Raw genomic sequence first — 22052 nt, forward strand, 5'->3', positions numbered from 1 at the left:
CCGGTCCGATCCTGTCATGCATCCAGAAGGGGTCTGGGGGTGCCATCGACTGTCTCCTCTGCTTCATCGATGACAGTGTATTTATACCGAATTTTCCCCAAGCGTTTCGACTTTCTTTGCGCAGCCGGACTTTTCTTGACCGGCCTGCTCCGCGAGTCCGAGGCGCGGACCGCCGGATCCGGTGACGCTGGCCTGGCAACCACTGGTGCGGTTCCGGTCACGCGGTTTCGGGCGACATGCTTGACGGAACCTGAGACAATCCCGATCTGCACGCTTTGAGATTTGGGAGGTTGCCATGAATGAACAGTCACCGACGGGTGTCGCCGCGCTGGGCCTGAAGGACGCGCGCCTGTTCCGCGAACAGTGCTACATCGACGGCGCGTGGTGCGATGCCGACGGCAAGGGCACCATCGACGTCTTCAACCCGGCGACGGGCCAGCAGCTCGGCACCGTGCCCAAGATGGGCACCGACGAGACGCGGCGCGCCATTGAGGCGGCGAACGCGGCCCTGCCGGCATGGCGGGCCAAGCTGGCCAAGGAACGGGCGGCGATCCTGCGCAAATGGTTCGATCTGATGATGGAGAACCAGGACGATCTGGCGAAGCTGATGACCGCCGAACAGGGCAAGCCGCTGGCTGAATCCAAGGGCGAGATCGCCTATGCGGCCAGCTTCATCGAATGGTTCGCCGAGGAGGCCAAGCGGGTCTATGGCGATACGATCCCGCAGCATCGCGGCGACGCCCGCATCGTCGTGACCAAGGAGCCGGTCGGCGTCTGCGCGGCGATCACGCCGTGGAACTTCCCCGCCGCCATGATCACCCGCAAGGCGGGGCCGGCACTGGCTGCGGGCTGTACGATGGTGATCAAGCCCGCGACCGCGACGCCCTATTCCGCGTTCGCCATGGCCGAACTGGCCGAGCGTGCGGGCGTGCCGAAGGGCGTGCTGTCGGTACTGTCCGGGTCGTCGGGCGCCATCGGCGGCGAGATGACATCGAACCCGATCGTGCGCAAGCTGACCTTCACCGGCTCGACAGAGATCGGCAAGATGCTGATGGAGCAGTGCGCCGGTACCGTGAAGAAGATGTCGATGGAACTGGGCGGCAATGCGCCCTTCATCGTCTTCGACGACGCCGATCTGGATGCCGCGGTCGAAGGCGCGATCCAGTCGAAATTCCGCAACACCGGCCAGACCTGCGTCTGCGCCAACCGTGTGCTGGCGCAGTCAGGCATCCACGATGCGTTCGTTGAAAAGCTGGCCAAGGCCGTGTCCGAACTGCGGGTCGGCGACGGCCTGAAGGGCGAGACCGATCAGGGGCCGCTGATCGACGAGGCGGGCCTCGAAAAGGTGCAGGAGCACATCCAGGACGCCGTCTCGAAAGGCGGCAAGGTCGTCGAGGGCGGCGACAGGCACAAGCTGGGCGGCCTGTTCCACCAGCCGACCGTGATCTCCGGCGTGACCACCGACATGAAGGTTGCGAAGGAAGAGACCTTCGGCCCGCTGGCCCCGGTGTTCAAGTTCGAAACCGAGGAAGAGGCGCTGGCCATGGCCAACGACACCGAGTTCGGTCTGGCCTGCTATTACTACACCCGCGACATCGGCCGGATCTGGCGCATGTCAGAGGGACTGGAATACGGGATCGTCGGCATCAACACCGGCATCATCTCCACCGAGGTCGCGCCCTTCGGCGGCATGAAGGAATCGGGCTTCGGACGCGAGGGGTCGAAGTACGGGATCGACGATTACCTTGAGGTCAAGTACCTGCTGATGGCCGGCATCGACAAGTAGCCATCGGGCGAAGCGCTCAGGCCTGCCACACCAGCGGGTACTGGGCGCTTTCGATCGGGTCGCCGGTCTTCAGGCTCGGGTTGCGCAGGCCTGCGTTGGGACCGGGACCGCCGAAGTAGGTCGCGTCTTCACCGCAGTAGCGGACCGTGTAACCCCGCCTGCGTCGGTCGGCGCGCCTGTTGCCGCCCGCCGCGTGCACGGCCATCGCGTGGAAGGCGATGACATCGCCCGGCTTCATGTCCCAGGCCAGCAGGTCATAGGCGCTGCGGTCGGCATCGATGTCGGGTATGTCCTCGTAGTTCTCGCCACGCTCGTAATCCGCCGCGCCGGGCGCAAACGGCTCGGGCTGGAACCAGCGCTCCCAGTCGTGCGATCCGGCGACGAACTCCATGCGCCCGCTGTCGGCGGTCACATCATCCAGCGCCAGCCAGAAACTCATGACCTGACGCCCGCGCACGGGCCAGTAGGGCTGGTCGTTATGCCAGCGCGTCGGGTGGTCGGCACCGGGTTCCTTCACGAACAGCTGGTCGTAGAACAGCGTGACCTTCGAGGTGTCCATGATCTGCGCGGCCATGGCCGGCAGCGGTGACTCGAAGCAGTAGGCCCTGAAATCAGGGTCGGTCTCCCACAGGCGCAGGTTGCCGTGGAACCGCTTGCCGTTCGGCAGCACGTAATTGTTGAAGAACGGCCCGGGCTCGGCGATGTCGTTCTCGATGGCCTGCCGCACGCGCGCAACCCACTCGGGCGAGATCGCGTCCTCGACCAGGATCGCACCGTCGCGCCAGAAGGCATCGACCTGCGACTGCATCAGGCGCGTGGACATCAGAAGCTCAGGACGTTCATGGTCCGGACGGCGGGCGGTTCGCGCAAGGCGGGTCCCAACGTCTCCATCAGTCCGGTTTCCTGACGCCAGCCGATGTATTTCTGCTGGCTCGCCACTGCGTCCCAGACCTCGTAGAGCACGATGCTGTGGTTCTCGTCATCGGCGGCTGCATGGATCTGTTCGCAACCCGCGAATTTCGCCGTATCCGGCAATATCGCGGACATGGTCTGCTTCAGACCGTCATAGGCTTCCTGCCTGCACTTGAATTCCAGCAATACGACAACCGACACGATTACCCTCCCAAGGTTTTCCGGTCGTACCCCTCGCACAGCATGATACGCGCATTGCCCCCCATTGGAAGCGGCAGGGTTGCCCAAACGGTTCCGGCCCTCTAACTCTCTCGTGAAGGCCGTTTCGGCCAGACTGCCTGCACAAGCCATCAAGGTATCCGATGTATCCGACACCCCGACATGTCGGCCTGGTCAACTGGGTCGGCCTCTGGACACTGTATGCGAAGGAAGTACACCGCTTCATCAAGGTTGCGGGTCAGACCGTGCTTGCGCCGATCATCACGACGCTGCTGTTCCTGCTGATCTTCCAGCTTGCCCTGGGCGAGAGCCGCGGGCCGGTCGGAGGCGTGCCGTTCGAGGTCTTTCTGGCCCCGGGGCTGGTGATGATGGCCGTGACCCAGAACGCCTTCCAGAATGCGTCCTCGTCGCTGCTGATCTCGAAGATCCAGGGCAACATCGTCGATCTGCTGATGCCGCCGCTGAGTGCCGCCGAAATGCTGATTGCCTTCTGCGGCGCGGCGATCACGCGCGGGTTCGCCGTGGCGATATGCGTCCTCATCGCCATGAGCCTGTTCGTCGACCTGCCCTTCGCGTCGATCGGCTGGGCCGTGCTGTTCGTGTTCCTGATGTCGCTGATGATGGGGCTGCTGGGTGTGCTGACCGGCCTGTGGGCGGACAAGTTCGACCACATGGCGTTCATCACCAATTTCATCATCACGCCGCTTGCGTTTCTGTCAGGCACATTCTATTCGATCGAGCGACTGCCGGATCTTGCACAGGCGATTGCACACGTGAACCCGTTCTTCTACGCCATTGATGGATTCCGCCATGCCATTGTGGGGCAGGGCGACACGTCGATGCTGCTCGGTGCCACCGTGCTGCTGGGCATCAATGCCGTGCTGGCGGTCTGGGCGTTCGTTCTGGTCCGACGAGGCTACAACCTCAAGGCCTGAACCCCGCCGTCACTCTCGCCAGAGCTTGACCGAGGGGCAACCACCCCTTAAATCCCCGCCCTTTCCCATTTTGGTTTCAGGCGCGGGGAAACCGTCAGACAATTCACTGTCCTGAACCAGAAACGCCTTTGGAGGCGACCATGATCGAACCCGTAATGCCGACCTATGCCCGGATTGATGTATCCTTCGAGCGGGGAGAGGGTGCGTACCTCTACACGGCAGACGGTCGACGCTATCTCGATTTCGGATCGGGCATCGCGGTCAACCTTCTGGGTCACAGCCATCCGAAGCTGGTCGCGGCCCTGCAGCAGCAGGCGGGCAAGCTGTGGCACACGTCCAACCTGTATCAGAGCGAAGGCCAGAAGGAGATGGCGGCCAAACTGACCGCCAACTGCTTCGCGGACACGGTCTTCTTCTGCAACTCGGGTGCCGAGGCGCTGGAGGGCTGCATCAAGACGGCCCGGAAGTATCACAGCGCCAACGGCCACCCCGAGCGCTACCGCGTGATCACCTTCGAAGGGGCATTCCACGGTCGTACGCTGGCCACGATGGCCGCGGGCGGTCAGGAGAAGATCCTCGCCGGGTTCGGCCCGAAGACAGACGGCTTCGACCAGGTGCCGTTCGGCGACCTGAAGGCGACGGAAGCCGCCATCGGCGACCAGACGGCCGCGATCCTGATCGAACCGATCCAGGGCGAAGGCGGTATCCGCCCTGCCGAGCACGGCTTCCTGAAGGGATTGCGCGCGCTTTGCGACAAGCACGGTCTGCTGCTGCTGATGGACGAGGTGCAATGCGGCATGGGCCGGACAGGCAAGCTGTTCGCGCACCAGTGGTCGGATATCACGCCCGATGTCATGGGCGTCGCCAAGGGCATCGGCGGCGGCTTTCCGCTCGGCGCCTTCCTGGCCACCGAGGAGGCGGCCAAGGGCATGGTTGCGGGCAGCCACGGCACCACCTATGGCGGCAACATGCTGGCCATGGCCTGCGGCAACACCGTGATCGACGAGGTTCTGTCGGACGGCTTTCTGGATCGTGTGAACGATGTCGCGAACCGCCTGAAGCAGGGCCTGGCCGGTATTGTCGACCGCTATCCCAGCGTGGTGAAGGGTATCCGCGGCAGCGGGCTGATGCTGGGCCTGGAATGCGTGGTGCCCAACGGCGACCTGGGCAACCGGCTGCGTGACCACCAGATGCTGACCGTGCCTGCGGGAGACAATGTGCTGCGTCTGCTGCCGCCGCTGGTGGTGACCGACGAGGATATCGAGCGCGCGCTTTCGACCATCGAGATGGCCTGTGACGATCTCGCCCAGAAGGCAGGTGCATCGTGACCGCCGGCAATCACTTCCTGAGTATCTGGGAGGCCTCCGATACCACCCTGAAATCGATCCTCAAGGAGTCGCATGCCCGCAAGGACGCGCGCGCGGGATGGCCGAAGGCCGCGCCCGACACGGACCGTCCGATGGAAGGCCGTCTGCTGGCCATGATCTTCGAGAAGCCGTCCACCCGCACCCGCGTGTCGTTCGATGCGGCCATGCGCCAGCTCGGCGGCCAGACGACCATTCTGAACGCCGGGGAGCTGCAGCTCGGCCGGGGCGAGAGCATTGCCGACACGGCGCGCGTGCTGTCGGGGTATTGCGACGCCATCATGCTGCGCACCTATGAACAGTCCAATCTGGATGAACTGTCGGCCAACGCCTCGATCCCGGTGATCAACGGCCTGTCGGATTCCGGACATCCCTGCCAGTTGATGGCCGACCTGCTGACCATCGAGGAACATCGCGGCGATCTGGCCGGACAGGTGATCGCCTGGTGCGGCGACGGCAACAACATGGCCAACAGCTGGATCGAAGGGGCCGCCAAGTTCGGTTACCGCCTGCGTCTGGCCTGCCCGGAAGGACTGGAGCCGGATCCAAAGGTGCTGAAGGCCGCCATGGATGCCGGCGCGGACGTCATCATCACCGACGACCCGAAGGCCGCCGTGGATGGCGCGGACTGTGTCGTCACCGATACCTGGGTGTCCATGGGTGACGATGCCGCCGACCGCCACAACCGGCTGGCACCCTACCGCGTCGACAGCGCCCTGATGCGCGTCGCGAAATCCGATGCGCTGTTCATGCACTGCCTGCCCGCCCATCGCGGCGAGGAAGTGACCGCCGATGTGATCGACGGGCCGCAGTCGGTCGTGTTCCAGCAGGCCGAGAACCGCGTCCACGCCCAGAAAGGCATTCTGAACCATTGTCTGAAACCAGCGACAACCTGATCCAGGCGTTTCATCTGAACGGCCGGGAAGTGCGCGGCCGCATGGTGCGGCTGGGCAGCATGGCCCACGACATCATCAGCCGCCATGACCTGGAACCGGCACCGGCCGCCCTGCTGGGCGAAGCGCTGGCACTGTCGGCCATGACCGCCAGCGCCCTCGACTTCGACGGTATCTTCACCCTGCAGACCAACGGCGACGGGCCGGCCGGTCTGATCGTCTGCGACTATCGCGATCGCGGCGACATGCGCGGCTATGTGCGCATCAGCGAAACCGGCGATACCAAGGGTGCGGGCGGCACGCTGCTGGGCCGCGGCAGCATGGCGCTCACCATCGACCGCGATGGCGACGGCCAGCGCTATCAGGGGGTGGTCGAACTGCTGGGTGACGACCTGGCGGGCTGCGTCGAGCACTATTTCCGCCAGTCGGAGCAGATACCGACCCTGTTCCGCGCGGTTTGCGGACACGGGCCTGACGGGCGCTGGCGGGCCGGCGGCATCATGCTGCAGTCCCTGCCGCGCGACCCCGACGAAAGCAAGGCGGACGAGGACTGGAACACCGCACAGGTGCTGGCCCGCACGGTGAAACCACAGGAACTGCTGGATGTTGCGCTGCCCGCGCGGGACCTGATCTACCGCCTGTTCCATGAAGATGGGGTGTGGGTGCACGACCCGGCATTCCTGCGCGATAGCTGCACCTGCTCGGCGGATCGCGTCGTTGAGGTGATCGCCCGTTTTCCGGAAAGCGAACTGGACGACCTGACCGACGAATCGGGTAGGGTATCGGTGACCTGCAAGTTCTGCTCCCGGACCTATGGCTTCGCGCCCGAAGAGCTGAAACAGAAACTGGGGTAGATGATGCTGACGCGACGCACCTTCGTCATTTCAGGCGGCATGTTCGCGCTGACGGCGTGCGCCGATACACAGGCCCCGCCGCCGCGCATCGACATCCCGCGCATCACGTTCGCGCATCGCCCGGCCATTACCTTCGACGCCGCTCGCGTGGACATCCAGCAACCCTTCGTGCCGTCGGGTCGTGCGCCGAACGTCGAACATCAGATCCCCAACCCGCCTGCCCGCGTGGCCGAGCGCTGGGCCAGCGACCGCCTGCGCGCCGGCGGATCGGCGGGTTTCGTGCGCTTCACCATCCTGGATGCGAGCATCGTCGAGGTGCCGCTGAAGATCGACCGGTCGCTTGCCGGTGCCTTCAAGACCCAGAACGATACGCGATATGATGGACGCTATCAGGTTCGCATCGATGTGCAGAACCCGTCGGGCACCGGCTTCGCCGAGGCAATCGTCACCCGCAGCCAGTCCGCAAGGGAAGATCTGACGCTGAACGAGCGAGACGATCTGATGGTTCAGTTCGTCGAGGAAATGGGTCGCGATCTCGACAGGCGGCTCGAAGCCGAAATCAACGCCAACCTGAGTGGTTTTCTGGTCCGGGCCTGATCAGGAAATCGGATCGGTCGTCAGGGCGATGCGCTCGACGGGCTGCCAGGCGCTGCCGGTCGCCATGATGCAACTCACACCGTCGGGCCGGGTGACCAGTATCGTCCACGTCGCATCCTGCCCGCTGGAGGTCAGAACCTCCAGAACGGCACCGTTCGATGCCAGCCCCATCGCAACCGGCGCTTCCTTGTAGCTGTTCGAAAGCTGCGCCAGCACTTCGTCACGGTCCTTGCACAGCATCTCCGCCTGGGCGGCATGGCCGATCGCCAGAAATCCGGCGGCAGTCAGTAGGGTGATCGCACTCCTCATCAGGCTTGCTCCTTGTGGACGGTTTCCGCCCCTGGGCGAGGTTCGGCCTCGCACCGTGGTTTTATATGACTTCAGATAGGAAGTCCGGAGGGCATTGCGAGTCACGGCGTGCCGCACAAGTGACGCAGCGGCACGCCCGACCTTGCGGGACAGGGGGCCATATGCCCATATCCGGGTGAGGAATTCGTTAAGTCAGGATATTGCCATGTTCGCCATCGCCCTGCCCGACCGGGCATCTTCCACCGGGATCGGCCGCCTTGCCCGCTGGCTGACGATCGCCGGTCTGGGGCTGTTTCTCTCGGGTTGCGGCGTCAACGAGATCCCGCGGCTGGATGAATCGGTGAAGGCCGCCTGGGCCCAGGTGGAGAACCAGTACCAGCGCCGCGCCGATCTGGTGCCCAATCTGGTCGAGACCGTGAAGGGCTTTGCCGCGCAGGAAAGGGATGTGCTCGTCGGCGTCGTTGAGGCGCGCGCCAAGGCGACCCAGGTTCAGGCGCAGATCACGCCCGAGATGCTGAACGATCCCGCAGCCCTGCAGAAATTCGATCAGGCCCAGGGGCAGCTGACCAGCGCCCTGTCGCGCCTGCTGGTGACGGTCGAGCGGTATCCCGAACTGCGCAGTTCGCAGAACTTCATCACCCTGCAGGCCCAGCTTGAAGGCACCGAGAACCGGATCGCGGTCGCCCGCCGCGACTACATCGAGGCCGTACGGCAGTTCAACACCGAATACCGGACATTTCCGGGGCTGATATGGGCCAATCTGCTGTATGGGGATCTGGGACCGAAACAGTCGTTCGAGGCGGCACCCGGTTCGGAAGTGGCACCCAAAGTGAAATTCTGATGCGTGTCCTCGCCGGAGCGTTTCTGGTCGTCTTCCTGCTGGTCCCGGCGGTTCAGGCGCAGACCTTTCCCGAACTGACCGGTCGCGTCGTCGACGGTGCCGGCATTCTGGACAGTTCGACCGAGCGGGATCTGACCGCCCGGCTGGCGGCACACGAGCAGGCGTCCAGCAATCAGGTGGTCGTGGTCACCGTGCCCGGCCTGGAAGGGTACGAGATCGCCGACTACGGCTACCGGCTCGGCCGCCACTGGGGCATCGGCCAGCAGGGCCGCGACAACGGCGTGCTGCTGCTCGTCGCGCCGCAGGAACGGAAAGTGCGCATCGAGGTCGGCTATGGCCTGGAAGGCGATCTGCCGGACGCCACGGCCAAGCTGATCATCGAGAACGAGATCATTCCCGCCTTCAAGGCCGGCGACATGCAGCGCGGCATCGTCCGGGGCGCCGACGCCATCCTGGCGGCCATCGACGGTGCCTATGATCCCCTGCCCCGGCAGCAGGAGACCGCGGACGAGGGACTGGCCATGGGCGGCGTCATGCTGATGTTCTTCATGTTCGTTCTTTTTCAGTTCTTTCGCAATGAAGGCCGGGTCGGCCGGCGTGGCCGCCGCGGCGTCCTTGTGGCACCGACCGGCGGCTTCGGCGGCGGTGGCTTCGGCGGCGGCGGTGGCGGATTTGGCGGCGGTGGCGGCGGTTTCGGCGGCGGCGGATCCTCGGGGGGCTGGTAGATGACAGAGCAGACGGACAGGGTCTTTTCAGACGCCGAGCATCAGCGCGTGGCCGACGCCATCCGCGCCGTGGAGAACGAAACGACCGGCGAGATCGTGACCGTCGTGGCCCGCGCCTGCGAGCCCTATTCCATCATTGCCGGGCTCTGGTCCGTGCTCGCGGGTCTGGCCGCCGGCGTGATCGCCGTGCCGCTCTGGCCGGAGGTGCCCGCGGTCTATCTGGTCGCCGGCCAGATCGGCGTGTCGCTGATCGTGGCCGGACTGCTGCAGTACATGCCGCTGCGCATGACGCTGGTGCCGAAGGCGGTCCGTCACCGCCGTGCGCACCGCATGGCCCGCACGCAGTTTCTGGAGCAGGGTCTGCATCGCACCGAAGGCCGGACCGGCATCCTCATCTTCGCGGCCATGGCCGAGCATTATGTCGAGATCATTGCCGACGAAGGCATCAACGACCGGGTCGATCCCGGCGTCTGGGAGTCCGTCGTCAGCGATTTCACAGCCGACATGAAACGCGGAAAGGTCATCGACGCCTTTGTCGGCGCGGTGACGGCGTGCGGTGACGTACTGAAGATCCACGCGCCGAAGGTGCCCGGCAATGTCAGCGAACTGCCCGATCGCCTGATCGAGATCTGACGCTTTCCGCCCGCTTTACCGAAGCCCTTGCATCCGGCGGGTCAGATGCACTAAACCCGGCAGTGGAGAGGTGGCCGAGTGGCTGAAGGCGCTCCCCTGCTAAGGGAGTATGGACTAATCCTCCATCGTGGGTTCGAATCCCATCCTCTCCGCCAGTATCGTTTCGCGAAGCGATAACGATGAGAACATGTTCTGAGGCGTACCCAACGCGGCAGGGGTTTGCATAGCAAACGCCCGAGAGCGTTCAGAGTTCGAACTATCTCCCTCCCGCTTCGCCACGATTTTTTGTCTCACGCTCAGTTCGCTGCGCTCGCCCGCTCCGACGGGGCGGCGAACGGTCGCCGGGCCGCAGTCGTGGCCTGTTGGAGGGTTCGACGTATCTCCTCCGTGTCCGACAGCATCTTTTCGCGCGGTGACGTGACCGGGGTTCCCATCGACAACGCTCCAGTCCGGCTGCGTGCGCCCGTTGGCAATGGCGGCGGCATCTGGAAGACTGCCTGACGTTGCCGAAAGCATGGGAGCCGCGCCTTGATCCTGTATGAACATCCACTGTCGCCCTATGCCCAGAAGGTGAAGATTGCGCTGCGCGAGAAGGGCGTGGCCTTCGCGCTTCGCCGCCCGGACGGGATCGGCTCGGGCAAGACGGGGGGAGATTTCGCCACCGGGAACCCGCGCGGCGAAGTGCCCTTCCTGATCGACGGCGCGACCCGCATCTTCGATTCCACCATCATGCTGGATTTCATTGAGGAAACCTGGCCGCAGCCGCCCCTGATGCCGGCCTCGCCCCCGCAGCGCGCAGCCGTGCGCATGGTCGAGGAGGTGATGGACACCCACTATGAGGCGATCAACTGGGGTCTGGGCGAGATCGCCTATTTCAGACGCGCCGAGGGTCGGATGGCCGCTCGGCTTCGCGCCGCTGCGGCCGCACAGATCGCTGACCTGCACGGCTGGCTGACGCAGCAGCTCGGCACTGCCGTCTGGTTCTCGGGCGGTTCGTTCGGACGGGCGGACCTGTCGGTCGTGCCCTTCCTGAATGCATCCGCGGGGTTCGGGTTTCCGCCGGCACCCGGCAGCGCGCTGGAAAGCTGGCTGGCGCGGGCGAACGCGCGGGACAGCGTCGCCGAAACGGCTGCCGAGGCCGCGGCCTCCCTGTCATCCATCGGCAAGGCCTACAAGGCCGTCGAGAGCGGCGCGTTCAGACGCCAGTACCGCGATCACCGGCTGGAATGGATGATCCGTTCAGGGGGCTTCGACGTCGTGGCCAGCGGGCTTGAGAACGGCGACATCCGCTTCATCGGTACCTTCTCGGGGTCAGATCCGGCATAAGGAACGGTGCGCCGACGGACCCGCGTGGCCACGCGCCCGGACCCGCCCGGTTGGTTTCCCCTGGGCCATGCAAACCATGCAATGCTGCAATTGCGAAATATTCATTGTTGCATTGCAGCATAACACTATCTCAACGGTGCCCCGGCTGATAGAGGTCGGGACCGGGCGTTGATGCCCGCACCACACACCGAAAGCCAAAAGCATGCGTTACGCGTTCATCAGCACCTTCGACCGTACCGACTACGCGTCGACCGTTCGATCCACCCCGACCTATGTCTCCCCGACCCCGGATCAGGTCGAGGACCTGATTGCCCAGGCGTGCGCGGCCCGCAGCCGTTACATGCGCAGCCTGTTCTTCCGCGCCATCGGCGCCGTCACGGAACTGTTCCGCGCGTCAACCGGCCGGCATCAACCGCGTTGACAGGCTGAAGCCGGTCGCCGCACTCTGCCCCGCACGACAGATGCGGGGAGGTGTGAATGTCCGGGCAGCCCGACTACCAGAGTTTCTACGACAGTTTCGACGTTGCGCGCCTGAATGACGCGTTGCACGGCAGTCTCGCGACGGGCGTGAACGCGTGCGTCGAATGCTGTGACCGCCACACCGGTTCAGGCCGGATCGCACTGAACTGGGAAGGCGTGTCCGGCGAAAGCCGAAGCTTCACGTTCGAGGACCTGCAGGCGCAGTCGGCCCGGGTCGCGAACCTGCTCGTCGCCCGGGGCGTCGGTCCCGGGGACCGGGTGTCGGGGCTGTTGCCGCGCATCCCGGAACTGGTGTTCTTCATTCTGGGGGCCTGGCGGGCGGGCGCGGTCTATCAGCCGCTGTTCACCGCCTTCGGCCCGAAGGCCATCGAGCATCGCCTGAAGACCTCGGAAGCGAAGGTCGTGCTGACCGACCCCGCGAACCGGTCCAAGCTGGACGGGCTGGCGGTCGATCCGGTCATCATGACCGTGGGCGGGCACGGCGACGACATCCACTTCGATGAGGCCATGGCCGACGCGTCCGACAGGTTCGAGCCGGTGATGCGCCTGGGCGACGATGCCTTCCTGATGATGGCGACGTCGGGCACGACCGGCCTGCCGAAGGGCCTGAAGATCCCGCTGCGCGCGCTGCCCGCTTTTGAGGCGTACATGCGCTACGCCCTGGACGTGCGGGACGACGACGTGTTCTGGAACATCGCCGATCCGGGCTGGGCCTACGGTCTGTACTACGCCATCACCGGTCCGCTGCTGATCGGCCATCAGACGACCCTGTACGACGGCCCGTTCACCATCGAGAGCAACGCCGCCATCGTCGAGAAGCTGGGCGTCACGAACTTTGCGGGTGCGCCCACGGCCTATCGCATGATCATCGCCGAAGGTCCCGAGGCTGCGAAACCGCTGGCGGCGAACCTGCGCGTGGCCTCCAGCGCGGGCGAGCCGCTGAACCCGGAAGTCATGCGCTGGTTCCGCGATCATCTGGACTGCAACCTGTTCGACCAGTACGGCCAGACCGAATGCGGCATGGTGCTGTGCAACCATCACGGCCTGAGCCACGACGTCCGGCCCGGGTCGGCCGGCTATCCGATGCCGGGCTTCCGGCTGGAGGTCGTCACCGATGACGGGAAACCCGTCGCGCAGGGCGAACAGGGCATTCTGGCCGTGCACAGGCCGGACTCGCCGCTGTTCTTCTTCGACGGGTACCTGGGCGCCGAGGGTCAGGGCTGGGTCGGCGATTACTATCTGACCGGCGATACGGTGGAACAGAACCCCGACGGCACCATCAGCTTCGTGGGCCGCTCGGACGATGTGATCACCTCATCGGGCTATCGCATCGGGCCGTTCGATGTCGAAAGCTGCCTGCTGGAACACGATGCCGTCGCCGAAAGCGCTGTCGTCGGCAAACCGGACGAGGAACGCGGCGAGATCGTCAAGGCGTTCGTGATCCTGCACCCGGGTCACACCGGCACCGATGATCTGGCCGAGGAGCTGCGCCAGCACGTCCGCACCCGGCTGGGTAAACATGCCTTCCCGCGCGAGATCGCCTTCCCCGAGGCGCTGCCCAAGACGCCCAGCGGCAAGATTCAGCGCTTCATCCTGCGCAAGGCGTGATCCGGCGGGCGGTCGGGTCTACTTGTAGTCTCCGCCGGAATCGATCTGTCCCAGATCGTCCCGCAGCACACCCTGCCCCGGCACGAAGTTGACCTCGAACCGCAGGCCGTCGGGGTCCTCGAACAGCACGTAATAGTATCCGGGGGCCCAGGCACCTTCCATCGGTCCGCGCACGATCGTGCCGCCCGCTTCCTTCACCAGGTCGGCCGTGCGGTCGATGTCTTCCCGGCTGCGCGCCCGCAGGCAGAAATGGTGCAGGCCGACGCGCGTCTGGTCGAAGGTCGCATCGGCATGCTCGGGCGCGGCGCGATTGAGGCCGATCGCGGTCCGGGCACCGACGTGATAGCAGAACTCATCGCCGTCGAAGACCAGCTTCATGCCCATTTCCGGCAACAGCTTCTTGTAGAACGCTGTCGCCTTCTCCCATTGATTTACCGTCACGACCAGATGCGCCATGCCATTGATATCGATCATGCGTTCCGTCTCTTTCATTTCTGTGCAAACAGGCGCACGCGTTCTTGCCGTATCTGCGACTGTTGATTGGTCAACTAAAGAATTATCGCCACCAGAGCGCGTGTCATTTATGAATCATACATTAATTCTGCATGCTGAAGCCGGATGTCGCAAACCCGTAGCGGCAGGCTCCGTGCGGCATTACGCGGTTGAGGGTGGGCCACGGACCTATGGCGGACGGCGACGAAGGCGTGATCATTGACGAAGGCGGGCTGTTCGCGAGCGGTCTGACAGGCACGGACTCCCTGCTGTCGGGCACGGCGTTCGCCGATACGCTGGGCAGCGCGGATGGCGACGACACGCTTTACGGCCACGCACAGGACGACTCCCTGCTCGGACGCGACGGCGATGACAGGCTTTTTGGTGGCGATGGTGACGATGTGCTGCGTGGCGGCTCCGGTCGCGACGCGCTGGTCGGCGGTCGTGGCAACGACCGGCTGCGCGGCGACCTGGATGACGACACCCTGTTCGGTGGCCTGGGCGACGATCAGCTGACCGACATCGGCGGCAATGATTTCCTGTCGGGTGGCGCGGGCGACGACACCCTGCGCAGCGGCGATGGCGACGACTTTGCCTTTGGCGGCGATGGAAACGACAATTTCGTCGGCGGGGATGGCGACGATGTCCTGAATGGCAACGCAGGCGAGGATTTGCTGTTCGGCGGCAACGGGTCCGACCGGCTGGACGGCGGCGAGGGCGACGATTCCCTGCATGGCGGTACGGACAATGACGATCTGGCAGGTCAGGAAGGCGACGATGAACTGCGCGGCAACGGGGGATCGGATGCGCTTTCGGGTGGATCGGGCGCGGACTTTCTCGACGGCGGCGCAGGCGATGACATGCTCAATGGCGGCGCGGGCGATGACACACTGCATGGCGGCGCAGGCAGCGACACACTGGACACCGGCAGTGGAGACAACGTCGCCGAGGGCGGTGATGATAATGACCTTCTCTCGGGTGCCGCAGGCGCTGACACTCTGGCGGGTGACGATGGCGACGACACGCTGAACAGTGGCGATGGAGACGACCGTCTGTTCGGGGGAGACGGGAACGACGTCATCAACGGCGGCACGGGCGATGACAGGATTCACGGCGAGGCCGGCGACGACGTCTTCCATCTGGTGGACGGCGGACACGATCTGATTTTCGGTGGTGCCGGGCAGGATTTCTTCACCATCAGCGGCTCCCGCCGGGTTCCGGTTGACCCGAACGATCCGGACGGCGCACTGCAGACGGCCTATGCGTCGATCTCGGATGCCGACGTCGCCAACAGCGGTGTCGTGACGATCCATGCGGTGGACGCTTTCGGAGACACCTTTTCAACAGAACTTCATGATGTGGAAGGCTTCCAGCACGGCAGCGCCCGCATCGGGTTCGTGCGCGGCACCACGAATGCGGATGTCATTGTCGACAATGATGTGAGCTTCCTGATTGCCGGCAGGGGCAACGACAGCATCACCGCCGGCAGTACGGACAACTACGGACTGATTGTCTTTGCCGGCGACGGTGACGACGTCCTGGCCACGCAAACCGATTGCGGCGACGTTTTCGGCGCCGCGGGGAACGATACGATCACCGCCCGGATGGCGGAAACAGGCAACACGCACATCGCACACAATGTGTTCGGTGGTAGTGGCGATGACGAAACCATCGTGCTGGACGCCTTGAACGTTTTCGGTGGCGAAGGCACAGACACCCTGACGTTCGCGGGCGATACAACCGCCATCGCCGATCGTGAGACGGGTCTGTTCCTGATGGACGGTGCTGTCGGCAGATTCAGCGATATCGAAGTGCTGGGCGGTGATTTCCTGGAAGCCCGCGTTGCCACCGATTTCGCACTGTATGGCACCGTCGGCGCCGATCTGGTTCACACCGCAGCCGACAATGTCCGGGTGTTTGCATCAGCCGGTGACGACACGGTTTTCGGGCACGGTGGCGACCAGCTTCTGATCGGACAATATGGCGACGATGTGCTTTTTGGCGGCGGCGGCGGCGACAGTCTGGAAGGACGCAAGGACGACGACTTCCTGTCCGGTGGCGAAGGCAACGATCTTCTGGATGGTGGCGACGGCGACGACACGCTGGTCGGCGGTTCCGGTGCGGACAGTCTGTTCGGCGGCAGCGGATCGGATCTCTTCGTCATCGATGTTCTGACCGATACGGTCGATATGATCGTTGATTTCCGGATCGGCGAGGATCTGATCGATCTGGGCGGACTTGCGTCGTCGTTCAGCGAGATCGAGATCAGTGCCGATCCGGGCGACACCATCATCAGCATCGCCGGTCAGCAGACGATCCGGCTTCTGGGCATCAACGGTGGAGACGTCACGGCGGACATGTTCGTCGGAATTGAAGACGATTCCGCAGTAATTACGGGGACCGACGGGAACGATGTCCTGACCGGCACCGATCAAGGCGACGAGATTTTCGGCGGCGCCGGCGACGACACACTCTCAGGTGGCGGGGGCTTCGATCTGCTGTACGGCGGCGACGGCTTTGACATTGCCGATTTTTCCGACGCGGCCAGCGACACACTTCATCTCAATATCCGACTGGAGTCCGGTACGGCTCAGTCCGAAACCCGCAACGGCGAATTCATCACCGACACATTGACCGGCATCGAAGGGGTTCTGGGCAGCCGCGCCGACGATCACATCCGCGGCGACGATGCTGACAACCTGCTGTTTGGCGGGGCTGGCGGAATGGACCAGATCTTCGGCGGTGATGGCAACGATACGCTTGGCGGCGAGGGCTTCGACACCCGTCTGACCGGTGGCGACGGCACGGACACATTTGTGGTCAACGGGCATTTCGAGCAGGCGATCCGCATCCGCGACTTCGAAGACGACATTGACCGGATCGACGTATCGAACCAGCGCAACGCGACGTTCGAGGCAATGGAGATCAGGCAGAACGGCACCGGCGTCGATATACTTGTGAACGATCGAGACTTCGGTGCGATCCGGCTGGCGCGCGTCGACAATGCGACGGTCGATCAATTCACCGAAGACGACTTCATCTTCTGATCGTCAGACCTTCCGCCAGTGGTCCAGAGCCATCACCAGACCGCCGGTGAGCAAGCCCCAGAACGCGCCGCTGATGCCGTAGAAGCTCAGGCCCGATGCGGTGACCAGGAAGGTGATGACAGCGGCTTCGCGTCCCTGCGCATCGCCCACGGCCCCGGTCACCGCACCCGCGAACGCGCCCAGCAGGGCCAGTCCGGCGACCGCCTCGATCAGCACCGGCGGGGCTGCGCCGATGAAGGCGGTGGCTGCGCCCGCGATCAGCGCGAACAGCACGTAGAACGCACCGGACGAGATTCCCGCCCAGTAACGCCTTGCCGGATCCGGATGCGCCTCGGGCCCCGCACAGAGCGCGGCGGTGATCGCCGCCAGGTTCACGGCATGCGCCCCGAACGGCGCGGCGGCGAGCGAAAAAAGCCCGGTACCGGTGAACAGCGGGCCCGGCTCGGGGCGGTAGCCATTGGCGTTCAGCACCGCAATGCCGGGGATATTCTGCGACGCCATGGTGACGAGGAACAGCGGCAGCGCCAGACCCAGCGCCTCCAGCGAGAACGCCGGCCTGACCAGTACCGCGACCGGGGCGATGGAGCCGATGTCCTGTCCCGCCAGGTCCGTGTTGAGCACGATCAGGACGACCGTGACCACAACGGCGGCGGGCACGGCGAACAGCCGGTTGAGGCGCGCCACCAGCAGCCATGTCGCAAAGATCAGCAGCCCGTTCAGCGGCTGTTCGGCGATCGCCCTGAACGGCGCCAGACAGAGGCCGAACAGCACGCCCGCCAGCATCGCGTTGGCCAGCGGCAGCGGAATGCGCTGCACCAGCCTGCCGAACGGTCTGAACAGGCCCGCGATGATGATCAGTACGGCGGAAATGATGAAGGCTCCGACGGCGGCGGCAAACCCGCCATCCAGCGCCGCCGACGTCGCCAGCAGTGCCCCGCCCGGCGTCGACCAGGCGATCGAGACCGGCTGGCGCAGCCATGCGCTGAACAGGATGCCGGGCAGGCCCATGGCCAGCGACAGCGCCATCAGGCCGGACGCGGCCTCGACACTGCTCGCGCCGACCGCTGTCAGTCCCGCGATGATCACGGCAAAGGAACTGGCAAAGCCGACCACGGCGGCCAGCAGCCCGGCTCCGACCGCCTGACCTGAGATGTCTTTCAGCATATTCCGTCTCAAAAGTTCAGGTGCGTGGCTGACCGCTTATAGCGCTTCGCTGTCTGATTGAGCCACGTTTCACGGAACGGGTCACCCCCGGCTTGTCCGGGGGTCCGGGGCAGCATCGCCGCAGGTCCGCGGCTCAACCGGATGCCCGCGCACGGCGGGCATGACCCTCATGGACACATCCGTCATTCGATCACCCTATAAGGGAGCAGGGATTGAGATGCTGCTGATCTCAATCGTCGCCGCCGGCTTCCTTGCGCGCCTTTTTCAGGTCGGGTTCATGGTGCGAGCCGAGCGGCGTGTTCGGACCGGCGCTTTCCTTCAGGGCCTCGGCGGCGCGGGGGTTGGCCTTGATCTTGGCAAGGATCGCCTCGCCCGCACGTTCGAAGGACTCCCGGTGCTCGACGACATATTCACGGCTCTCGCGGTACGCATCCAGCATGCCGTTCATCTCCGGCACCACGTAGCGCGCCACCAGATCCCAACTCTTGGAGGTGTTCGCCCGGCTGGCCCAGTCATGCACGAAACCGATCACGGTGCCGAAGCCGCCGGTGATCTTCTGCAACTCCTTCAGGCGCGCGACCAGGTCGTCCGGCGTGCCGATGACGGCGGTCGCACCATCGGCGAACCCGGTCAGTTCGATGGCTTCGTCACGGTCCTTGAACGCCTCGACGCCGGGCCGCATCAGCGTGCCGACATTGTATTCATTGTGCCAGCGGAACAGGCCGTCGCGCGCCTCCTCGATGGCCTTCTCGCGGGTTTCGGCGATGTGCCACATCATGACGATGCGCCAGTTCTTCCGGTCGACGGTGTTGCCGTGCTTGGCCGCCGATTCCTCGGCAAAGCTCCACTGCGTCGCCAGATTCTGCAGGCCCGCGGACGACATGGATCCGATGGAGAGCACACCGGTGCCATGCTTGCCGGCCAGCGTCATGCCCGACGGGCTGATCATGGAGGCGACGGCGAACGGCAGGTCCTCCTGCAGCGGACGCAGCTGCAGCTTGGCGTCGCGCACGGTGAACCAGTCGCTTTCGTGCGTGACCCGCTCCTCACCCTTCAGCAGCTTGCGGATGACGCCGATGGCCTCGTCCTGCCGGTCGCGCTGGGTCATGGGATCAATGCCCATCAGGTAGGCATCCGACGGCAATGCGCCGGGCCCGGAGCCGAAAATCGCGCGGCCGCCGGTCATGTGGTCGAGCTGCACCATGCGCTGCGCAACGATGAAGGGATGATGGTACGGCAGCGAGACGACGCCGGTTCCGAGCTTGATGCGCTGGCTGCGCTCGCCGGCGGCGGCCAGGAACATCTCCGGTGAGGCGATCACTTCCCAGCCCGTGGAATGGTGCTCGCCGCACCAGAACTCGTCGTAGCCCAGCTTGTCCAACTGCTCGACCAGGTCGAGGTCGGCGCGGAACTGCAGCATCGGATGCTCGCCGATGGGATGATGCGGGGCCAGGAACGCGCCGAATTTCATGCGAGACATGCTTCTCTCCCAGAGCTGTTTTGCAGACAGACTACAGGCGCGATCCGCAGACAGAAACAGTTTCGACGCACGCCAGTCCGCCAGCACGGACCACCGGCACGGACCGGGCGACGAAAAAGGGGCCGGTCCGAAGACCAGCCCCTGTCCATCTCGACCGGATGCAGATCGCTTACGCCGCCAGCAGCCGGTTCAGCTTGGTCTGGGCGTCGTCATGCTCGATCTTCTCGACCGCTGCCAGTTCGCGCGTCAGCCGTTCCTTCGCCGCTTCATAGATCTGGCGTTCGGAATAGGACTGGTCCGGCTGATCCTCGTTGCGGTGCAGGTCGCGCACGACCTCGGCAATCGAGATCGGGTCGCCGGAGTTGATTTTCGCCTCGTACTCCTGGGCGCGGCGGGACCACATGGTGCGCTTGACGCGGGCGCGGCCCTTCAGGGTCTCCAGCGCCTGCTTCATGACCTTGGTCGAGGCCAGGGGCCGCATGCCGGTGGCCTGCGCCTTGGTTGTCGGCACGCGCAGCGTCATCTTCTCGTGCGGGAAGTCGATGACGAACAGTTTCAGCTTGTGGCCGGAGATTTCCTGCTCCTCGACGGCGGTGATCTGGCCAACACCGTGCGAAGGATACACGACGTAATCGTTGGCGGCGTATTCGGCCTTGGCCTTCTTCTTCGGCGCGGGAGAGGCTTTCTTGTCACTCATGGTCAATCCAGTATCCGTTTCATACTAGTTTCATATTACAGGTGCCGCCCGGTGACTCCGGGGCAGCCGGAAATTGACCCGGCGGGAAATACCGCAGGCCCGATGGCGCAGGCGCACAGCCATGTCTTTCCGGGATGAAAGGCATTCTGCCGCTCGAAATCCGCCATCATGTCCGGTGACGCGGGCCTTTCCCGGTGGGGATCGACCGGCCTGACATGAAACGACGGGCTGCCTGATGCCGCCCGCCCCTATCGTCATCGCCGTACGGTTGGGTGCCCAACACGTCCCAGACAACGGATATATAACACAAAAATGACGGTTTTCCCACGGCCTTTTTGACCAGGGGTCACAACGGGTCGAGTCTGTTCTGTTTCGGCGGTCGCCCGTTCAGCCCACGGGTGAGCGATCAGTCGCCCTTGCCGGGTTCCGTGCTGAAGTGCTTCTCGAACTTGTTCTCGACATCGCGCCAGTCGTCGGCATCTGCCGGGCTCTCACCCTTGCGGGTGATGTTCGGCCACTTCTCGGAATACTCCCGGTTCAGCTCCAGCCATTTCTCGGAGTCGGGATCGGTGTCGGGCAGAATGGCCTCGATCGGGCATTCCGGCTCGCACACGCCGCAGTCGATGCATTCATCCGGATGGATGACCAGCATGTTCTCGCCCTCGTAGAAGCAGTCGACCGGACAAACCTCGACACAATCCTGGAACTTGCATTTGATGCAGTTCTCCGCGACGACGTATGGCATCAGCCGTATCTCCCCATAATCCTTGGCCGGGAACAGCGTTCTAACCGGCAGATATCAGCCCGAGCGGGCCATCACGCGCTGTCGCGCCTCCCCATTCTCTCGATCGGAAACATAGATCAGGCCTCCGACGCGGCGCAACAGGTTGGCTTCATAGGCATGCAGGTCGCCGTCTGCAAGCACCACTTCCCACATGGCTTCAAGAATTTCGATCCGCCGCGCCTGAGGCAGGGATTTGACGGCACGGGTGAAGCGGGAAATCTCGACGGCATTGTCCTGGATTTCTTCCGCCTGCGAGATCAGCGTCGATGCCTCGGCCTCGGTCAGTCCGAACTGGCGCACCAGCGCCGCACCGATGGTCGCGCGCTCGTCAGCCGTGAAGGTGCCGTCCAGCAGCGCCGCCTCGACCAGCAGGGCCGCCGCCCCGATCTGGACTTCATCAAACCCTGCGGTGTCGCTTGTCTTGGAGGAATCGCCGTTGAGCCAGCTGGCAACGCGGTTCAGCATCCCGCTACATCACCGAAAAGGACGTGCCGCAGCCACAGCTGGCCGTGGCATTCGGATTGCGGACCTGGAACGACGATCCGATCATCTCCTGCACGTAATCGAATTCCGATCCGCGCAGATATTCGATGGAGACGGGATCGACCAGCACCTGGACGCCATCCCGCTCGATGATCAGGTCGTCGTCGGCGACGTCGCTGTCGAACCTGAAATCGTACTGGAAACCCGAACAGCCCCCGCCCAGCACCTGCACGCGCAGCTTCAGGTCGGGGTTGCCTTCCGCCTCGATCAGTTCGGCCACGCGCTCGGCCGCGGCGGCGGTGACGGCGAAATCGGCGGGTGTCTCAACGATCTGGTTCATCTGCCCATACTATCACGGTTCGAGGTTGCTTCCTGCACCTTGCCGATTTAGACCGCTGGCCTGCTTTGTCAATCTCCGGGTGG

At 64.4% G+C, this 22052-nt stretch carries 23 protein-coding genes and 1 tRNA gene; 14 read left to right on the forward strand and 10 right to left on the reverse strand.

The genetic code is table 11. The annotated features are described in order from the left end of the window. The first annotated feature begins 295 nt into the window (after window positions 1-295). Entirely contained in the window at window positions 296-1786 is a 1491-nt protein-coding gene (gabD, locus tag ACN0X7_RS11280; RefSeq protein WP_417517223.1) for an NADP-dependent succinate-semialdehyde dehydrogenase, read from the forward strand. A 16-nt stretch (window positions 1787-1802) separates the two neighbouring features. Here the strand turns inward: gabD and ACN0X7_RS11285 are convergent, their stop codons facing one another. Together ACN0X7_RS11285 and ACN0X7_RS11290 are read right to left on the reverse strand one after the other, a co-directional pair. After that, on the reverse strand, window positions 1803-2609 hold the full coding sequence (locus ACN0X7_RS11285) for a phytanoyl-CoA dioxygenase family protein (RefSeq protein ID WP_417517225.1): 807 nt from the start codon (window positions 2607-2609) through the stop codon (window positions 1803-1805). After that, entirely contained in the window at window positions 2609-2899 is a 291-nt protein-coding gene (locus ACN0X7_RS11290; protein ID WP_417517227.1) for a putative quinol monooxygenase, read from the reverse strand. Before ACN0X7_RS11290 ends, ACN0X7_RS11285 begins: the two co-directional genes overlap by 1 nt. A gap of 161 nt (window positions 2900-3060) precedes the next feature. Between ACN0X7_RS11290 and ACN0X7_RS11295 the strand changes: the two genes are divergently transcribed. The 5 genes from ACN0X7_RS11295 to ACN0X7_RS11315 all read left to right on the forward strand — a co-directional run bounded on the left by ACN0X7_RS11295 (window position 3061) and on the right by ACN0X7_RS11315 (window position 7560). Next, a complete protein-coding gene (locus ACN0X7_RS11295) occupies window positions 3061-3852 on the forward strand; it encodes an ABC transporter permease (RefSeq protein ID WP_417517229.1) in 792 nt (263 codons plus the stop codon). A 140-nt stretch (window positions 3853-3992) separates the two neighbouring features. Then, window positions 3993-5180, forward strand: coding sequence for an aspartate aminotransferase family protein (locus tag ACN0X7_RS11300; RefSeq protein WP_417517231.1), 1188 nt, complete (start codon window positions 3993-3995; stop codon window positions 5178-5180). Further along, entirely contained in the window at window positions 5177-6112 is a 936-nt protein-coding gene (argF, locus tag ACN0X7_RS11305; RefSeq protein WP_417517233.1) for an ornithine carbamoyltransferase, read from the forward strand. Before ACN0X7_RS11300 ends, argF begins: the two co-directional genes overlap by 4 nt. Then, window positions 6088-6963 (forward strand): Hsp33 family molecular chaperone HslO, encoded by an 876-nt coding sequence (locus tag ACN0X7_RS11310; RefSeq protein WP_417517235.1) that lies wholly within the window; start codon window positions 6088-6090, stop codon window positions 6961-6963. Before argF ends, ACN0X7_RS11310 begins: the two co-directional genes overlap by 25 nt. Then, entirely contained in the window at window positions 6964-7560 is a 597-nt protein-coding gene (locus tag ACN0X7_RS11315; protein WP_417517237.1) for a hypothetical protein, read from the forward strand. It abuts the gene before it with no gap. Here the strand turns inward: ACN0X7_RS11315 and ACN0X7_RS11320 are convergent, their stop codons facing one another. Continuing rightward, window positions 7561-7869 (reverse strand): hypothetical protein, encoded by a 309-nt coding sequence (locus ACN0X7_RS11320; protein WP_417517239.1) that lies wholly within the window; start codon window positions 7867-7869, stop codon window positions 7561-7563. It lies immediately after the preceding gene. A gap of 205 nt (window positions 7870-8074) precedes the next feature. Here ACN0X7_RS11320 and ACN0X7_RS11325 point away from each other — a divergent pair, with 205 nt between their 5' ends. The 7 genes from ACN0X7_RS11325 to ACN0X7_RS11355 all read left to right on the forward strand — a co-directional run bounded on the left by ACN0X7_RS11325 (window position 8075) and on the right by ACN0X7_RS11355 (window position 13482). Beyond that, window positions 8075-8710, forward strand: coding sequence for a LemA family protein (locus ACN0X7_RS11325; protein ID WP_417517241.1), 636 nt, complete (start codon window positions 8075-8077; stop codon window positions 8708-8710). Continuing rightward, a complete protein-coding gene (locus ACN0X7_RS11330; RefSeq protein ID WP_417517243.1) occupies window positions 8710-9435 on the forward strand; it encodes a TPM domain-containing protein in 726 nt (241 codons plus the stop codon). Before ACN0X7_RS11325 ends, ACN0X7_RS11330 begins: the two co-directional genes overlap by 1 nt. Then, window positions 9436-10068, forward strand: coding sequence for a TPM domain-containing protein (locus tag ACN0X7_RS11335; protein ID WP_417517245.1), 633 nt, complete (start codon window positions 9436-9438; stop codon window positions 10066-10068). A gap of 64 nt (window positions 10069-10132) precedes the next feature. Beyond that, a tRNA-Ser gene (locus ACN0X7_RS11340) sits at window positions 10133-10223 on the forward strand. Window positions 10224-10596: 373 nt separating this feature from the next. Continuing rightward, window positions 10597-11394, forward strand: a complete 798-nt coding sequence (locus ACN0X7_RS11345; protein ID WP_417517247.1) for a glutathione S-transferase family protein — start codon at window positions 10597-10599, stop codon at window positions 11392-11394. Window positions 11395-11596: 202 nt separating this feature from the next. Further along, window positions 11597-11815 (forward strand): hypothetical protein, encoded by a 219-nt coding sequence (locus ACN0X7_RS11350; RefSeq protein WP_417517249.1) that lies wholly within the window; start codon window positions 11597-11599, stop codon window positions 11813-11815. Between the two features lie 56 nt (window positions 11816-11871). Then, window positions 11872-13482 carry an AMP-binding protein gene (locus tag ACN0X7_RS11355; protein ID WP_417517251.1) on the forward strand — a complete coding sequence of 537 codons (1611 nt, stop codon included), beginning with the start codon at window positions 11872-11874 and terminating at the stop codon, window positions 13480-13482. A gap of 18 nt (window positions 13483-13500) precedes the next feature. On the opposite strand, the gene ACN0X7_RS11360 is transcribed toward ACN0X7_RS11355, so the two are convergent. Next, window positions 13501-13956 (reverse strand): VOC family protein, encoded by a 456-nt coding sequence (locus tag ACN0X7_RS11360; RefSeq protein WP_417517253.1) that lies wholly within the window; start codon window positions 13954-13956, stop codon window positions 13501-13503. Between the two features lie 209 nt (window positions 13957-14165). Between ACN0X7_RS11360 and ACN0X7_RS11365 the strand changes: the two genes are divergently transcribed. After that, the gene (locus ACN0X7_RS11365) at window positions 14166-17021 is read left to right on the forward strand and encodes a calcium-binding protein (RefSeq protein WP_417517255.1); all 2856 of its coding nucleotides are present in this window, start codon (window positions 14166-14168) and stop codon (window positions 17019-17021) included. 3 nt (window positions 17022-17024) lie between these two features. Here ACN0X7_RS11365 and ACN0X7_RS11370 read toward each other — a convergent pair whose 3' ends face one another. From ACN0X7_RS11370 to erpA, 6 genes are all read right to left on the reverse strand, one after another. Continuing rightward, entirely contained in the window at window positions 17025-18185 is a 1161-nt protein-coding gene (locus ACN0X7_RS11370; protein ID WP_417517257.1) for a benzoate/H(+) symporter BenE family transporter, read from the reverse strand. 229 nt (window positions 18186-18414) lie between these two features. After that, complete coding sequence (locus tag ACN0X7_RS11375) at window positions 18415-19665, reverse strand: LLM class flavin-dependent oxidoreductase (protein ID WP_417517259.1); 1251 nt, start codon at window positions 19663-19665, stop codon at window positions 18415-18417. Window positions 19666-19834: 169 nt separating this feature from the next. Continuing rightward, complete coding sequence (locus tag ACN0X7_RS11380; protein WP_417517261.1) at window positions 19835-20362, reverse strand: CarD family transcriptional regulator; 528 nt, start codon at window positions 20360-20362, stop codon at window positions 19835-19837. A gap of 406 nt (window positions 20363-20768) precedes the next feature. Continuing rightward, window positions 20769-21107, reverse strand: a complete 339-nt coding sequence (fdxA, locus tag ACN0X7_RS11385; RefSeq protein WP_417517263.1) for a ferredoxin FdxA — start codon at window positions 21105-21107, stop codon at window positions 20769-20771. Window positions 21108-21161: 54 nt separating this feature from the next. Next, window positions 21162-21611: a TerB family tellurite resistance protein gene (locus ACN0X7_RS11390; protein WP_417517265.1), complete on the reverse strand. Its 450-nt coding sequence runs from the start codon at window positions 21609-21611 to the stop codon at window positions 21162-21164. Window positions 21612-21615: 4 nt separating this feature from the next. Continuing rightward, window positions 21616-21969 (reverse strand): iron-sulfur cluster insertion protein ErpA, encoded by a 354-nt coding sequence (gene erpA / locus ACN0X7_RS11395; RefSeq protein ID WP_417517267.1) that lies wholly within the window; start codon window positions 21967-21969, stop codon window positions 21616-21618. Between the last annotated feature and the right edge of the window lie 83 nt (window positions 21970-22052).

Origin of the sequence: Minwuia sp., from assembly GCF_048263705.1 — a bacterium.
Taxonomy (GTDB): domain Bacteria; phylum Pseudomonadota; class Alphaproteobacteria; order Minwuiales; family Minwuiaceae; genus Minwuia.

Bases quoted from the DNA above. Each gene is read 5' to 3' on its own strand.
- ACN0X7_RS11390 (WP_417517265.1), bottom strand. From the start codon at position 21,611: ATGCTGAACCGCGTTGCCAGCTGGCTCAACGGCGATTCCTCCAAGACA.
- ACN0X7_RS11315 (WP_417517237.1), top strand. From the start codon at position 6,964: ATGATGCTGACGCGACGCACCTTCGTCATTTCAGGCGGCATGTTCGCG.
- ACN0X7_RS11375 (WP_417517259.1), bottom strand. From the start codon at position 19,665: ATGTCTCGCATGAAATTCGGCGCGTTCCTGGCCCCGCATCATCCCATC.
- gabD (WP_417517223.1), top strand. From the start codon at position 296: ATGAATGAACAGTCACCGACGGGTGTCGCCGCGCTGGGCCTGAAGGAC.
- ACN0X7_RS11370 (WP_417517257.1), bottom strand. From the start codon at position 18,185: ATGCTGAAAGACATCTCAGGTCAGGCGGTCGGAGCCGGGCTGCTGGCC.
- ACN0X7_RS11365 (WP_417517255.1), top strand. From the start codon at position 14,166: ATGGCGGACGGCGACGAAGGCGTGATCATTGACGAAGGCGGGCTGTTC.
- ACN0X7_RS11350 (WP_417517249.1), top strand. From the start codon at position 11,597: ATGCGTTACGCGTTCATCAGCACCTTCGACCGTACCGACTACGCGTCG.
- ACN0X7_RS11330 (WP_417517243.1), top strand. From the start codon at position 8,710: ATGCGTGTCCTCGCCGGAGCGTTTCTGGTCGTCTTCCTGCTGGTCCCG.
- ACN0X7_RS11285 (WP_417517225.1), bottom strand. From the start codon at position 2,609: ATGTCCACGCGCCTGATGCAGTCGCAGGTCGATGCCTTCTGGCGCGAC.
- erpA (WP_417517267.1), bottom strand. From the start codon at position 21,969: ATGAACCAGATCGTTGAGACACCCGCCGATTTCGCCGTCACCGCCGCC.
- ACN0X7_RS11380 (WP_417517261.1), bottom strand. From the start codon at position 20,362: ATGAGTGACAAGAAAGCCTCTCCCGCGCCGAAGAAGAAGGCCAAGGCC.
- ACN0X7_RS11295 (WP_417517229.1), top strand. From the start codon at position 3,061: ATGTATCCGACACCCCGACATGTCGGCCTGGTCAACTGGGTCGGCCTC.
- ACN0X7_RS11355 (WP_417517251.1), top strand. From the start codon at position 11,872: ATGTCCGGGCAGCCCGACTACCAGAGTTTCTACGACAGTTTCGACGTT.
- ACN0X7_RS11335 (WP_417517245.1), top strand. From the start codon at position 9,436: ATGACAGAGCAGACGGACAGGGTCTTTTCAGACGCCGAGCATCAGCGC.
- fdxA (WP_417517263.1), bottom strand. From the start codon at position 21,107: ATGCCATACGTCGTCGCGGAGAACTGCATCAAATGCAAGTTCCAGGAT.
- ACN0X7_RS11360 (WP_417517253.1), bottom strand. From the start codon at position 13,956: ATGATCGATATCAATGGCATGGCGCATCTGGTCGTGACGGTAAATCAA.
- ACN0X7_RS11320 (WP_417517239.1), bottom strand. From the start codon at position 7,869: ATGAGGAGTGCGATCACCCTACTGACTGCCGCCGGATTTCTGGCGATC.
- ACN0X7_RS11300 (WP_417517231.1), top strand. From the start codon at position 3,993: ATGATCGAACCCGTAATGCCGACCTATGCCCGGATTGATGTATCCTTC.
- ACN0X7_RS11325 (WP_417517241.1), top strand. From the start codon at position 8,075: ATGTTCGCCATCGCCCTGCCCGACCGGGCATCTTCCACCGGGATCGGC.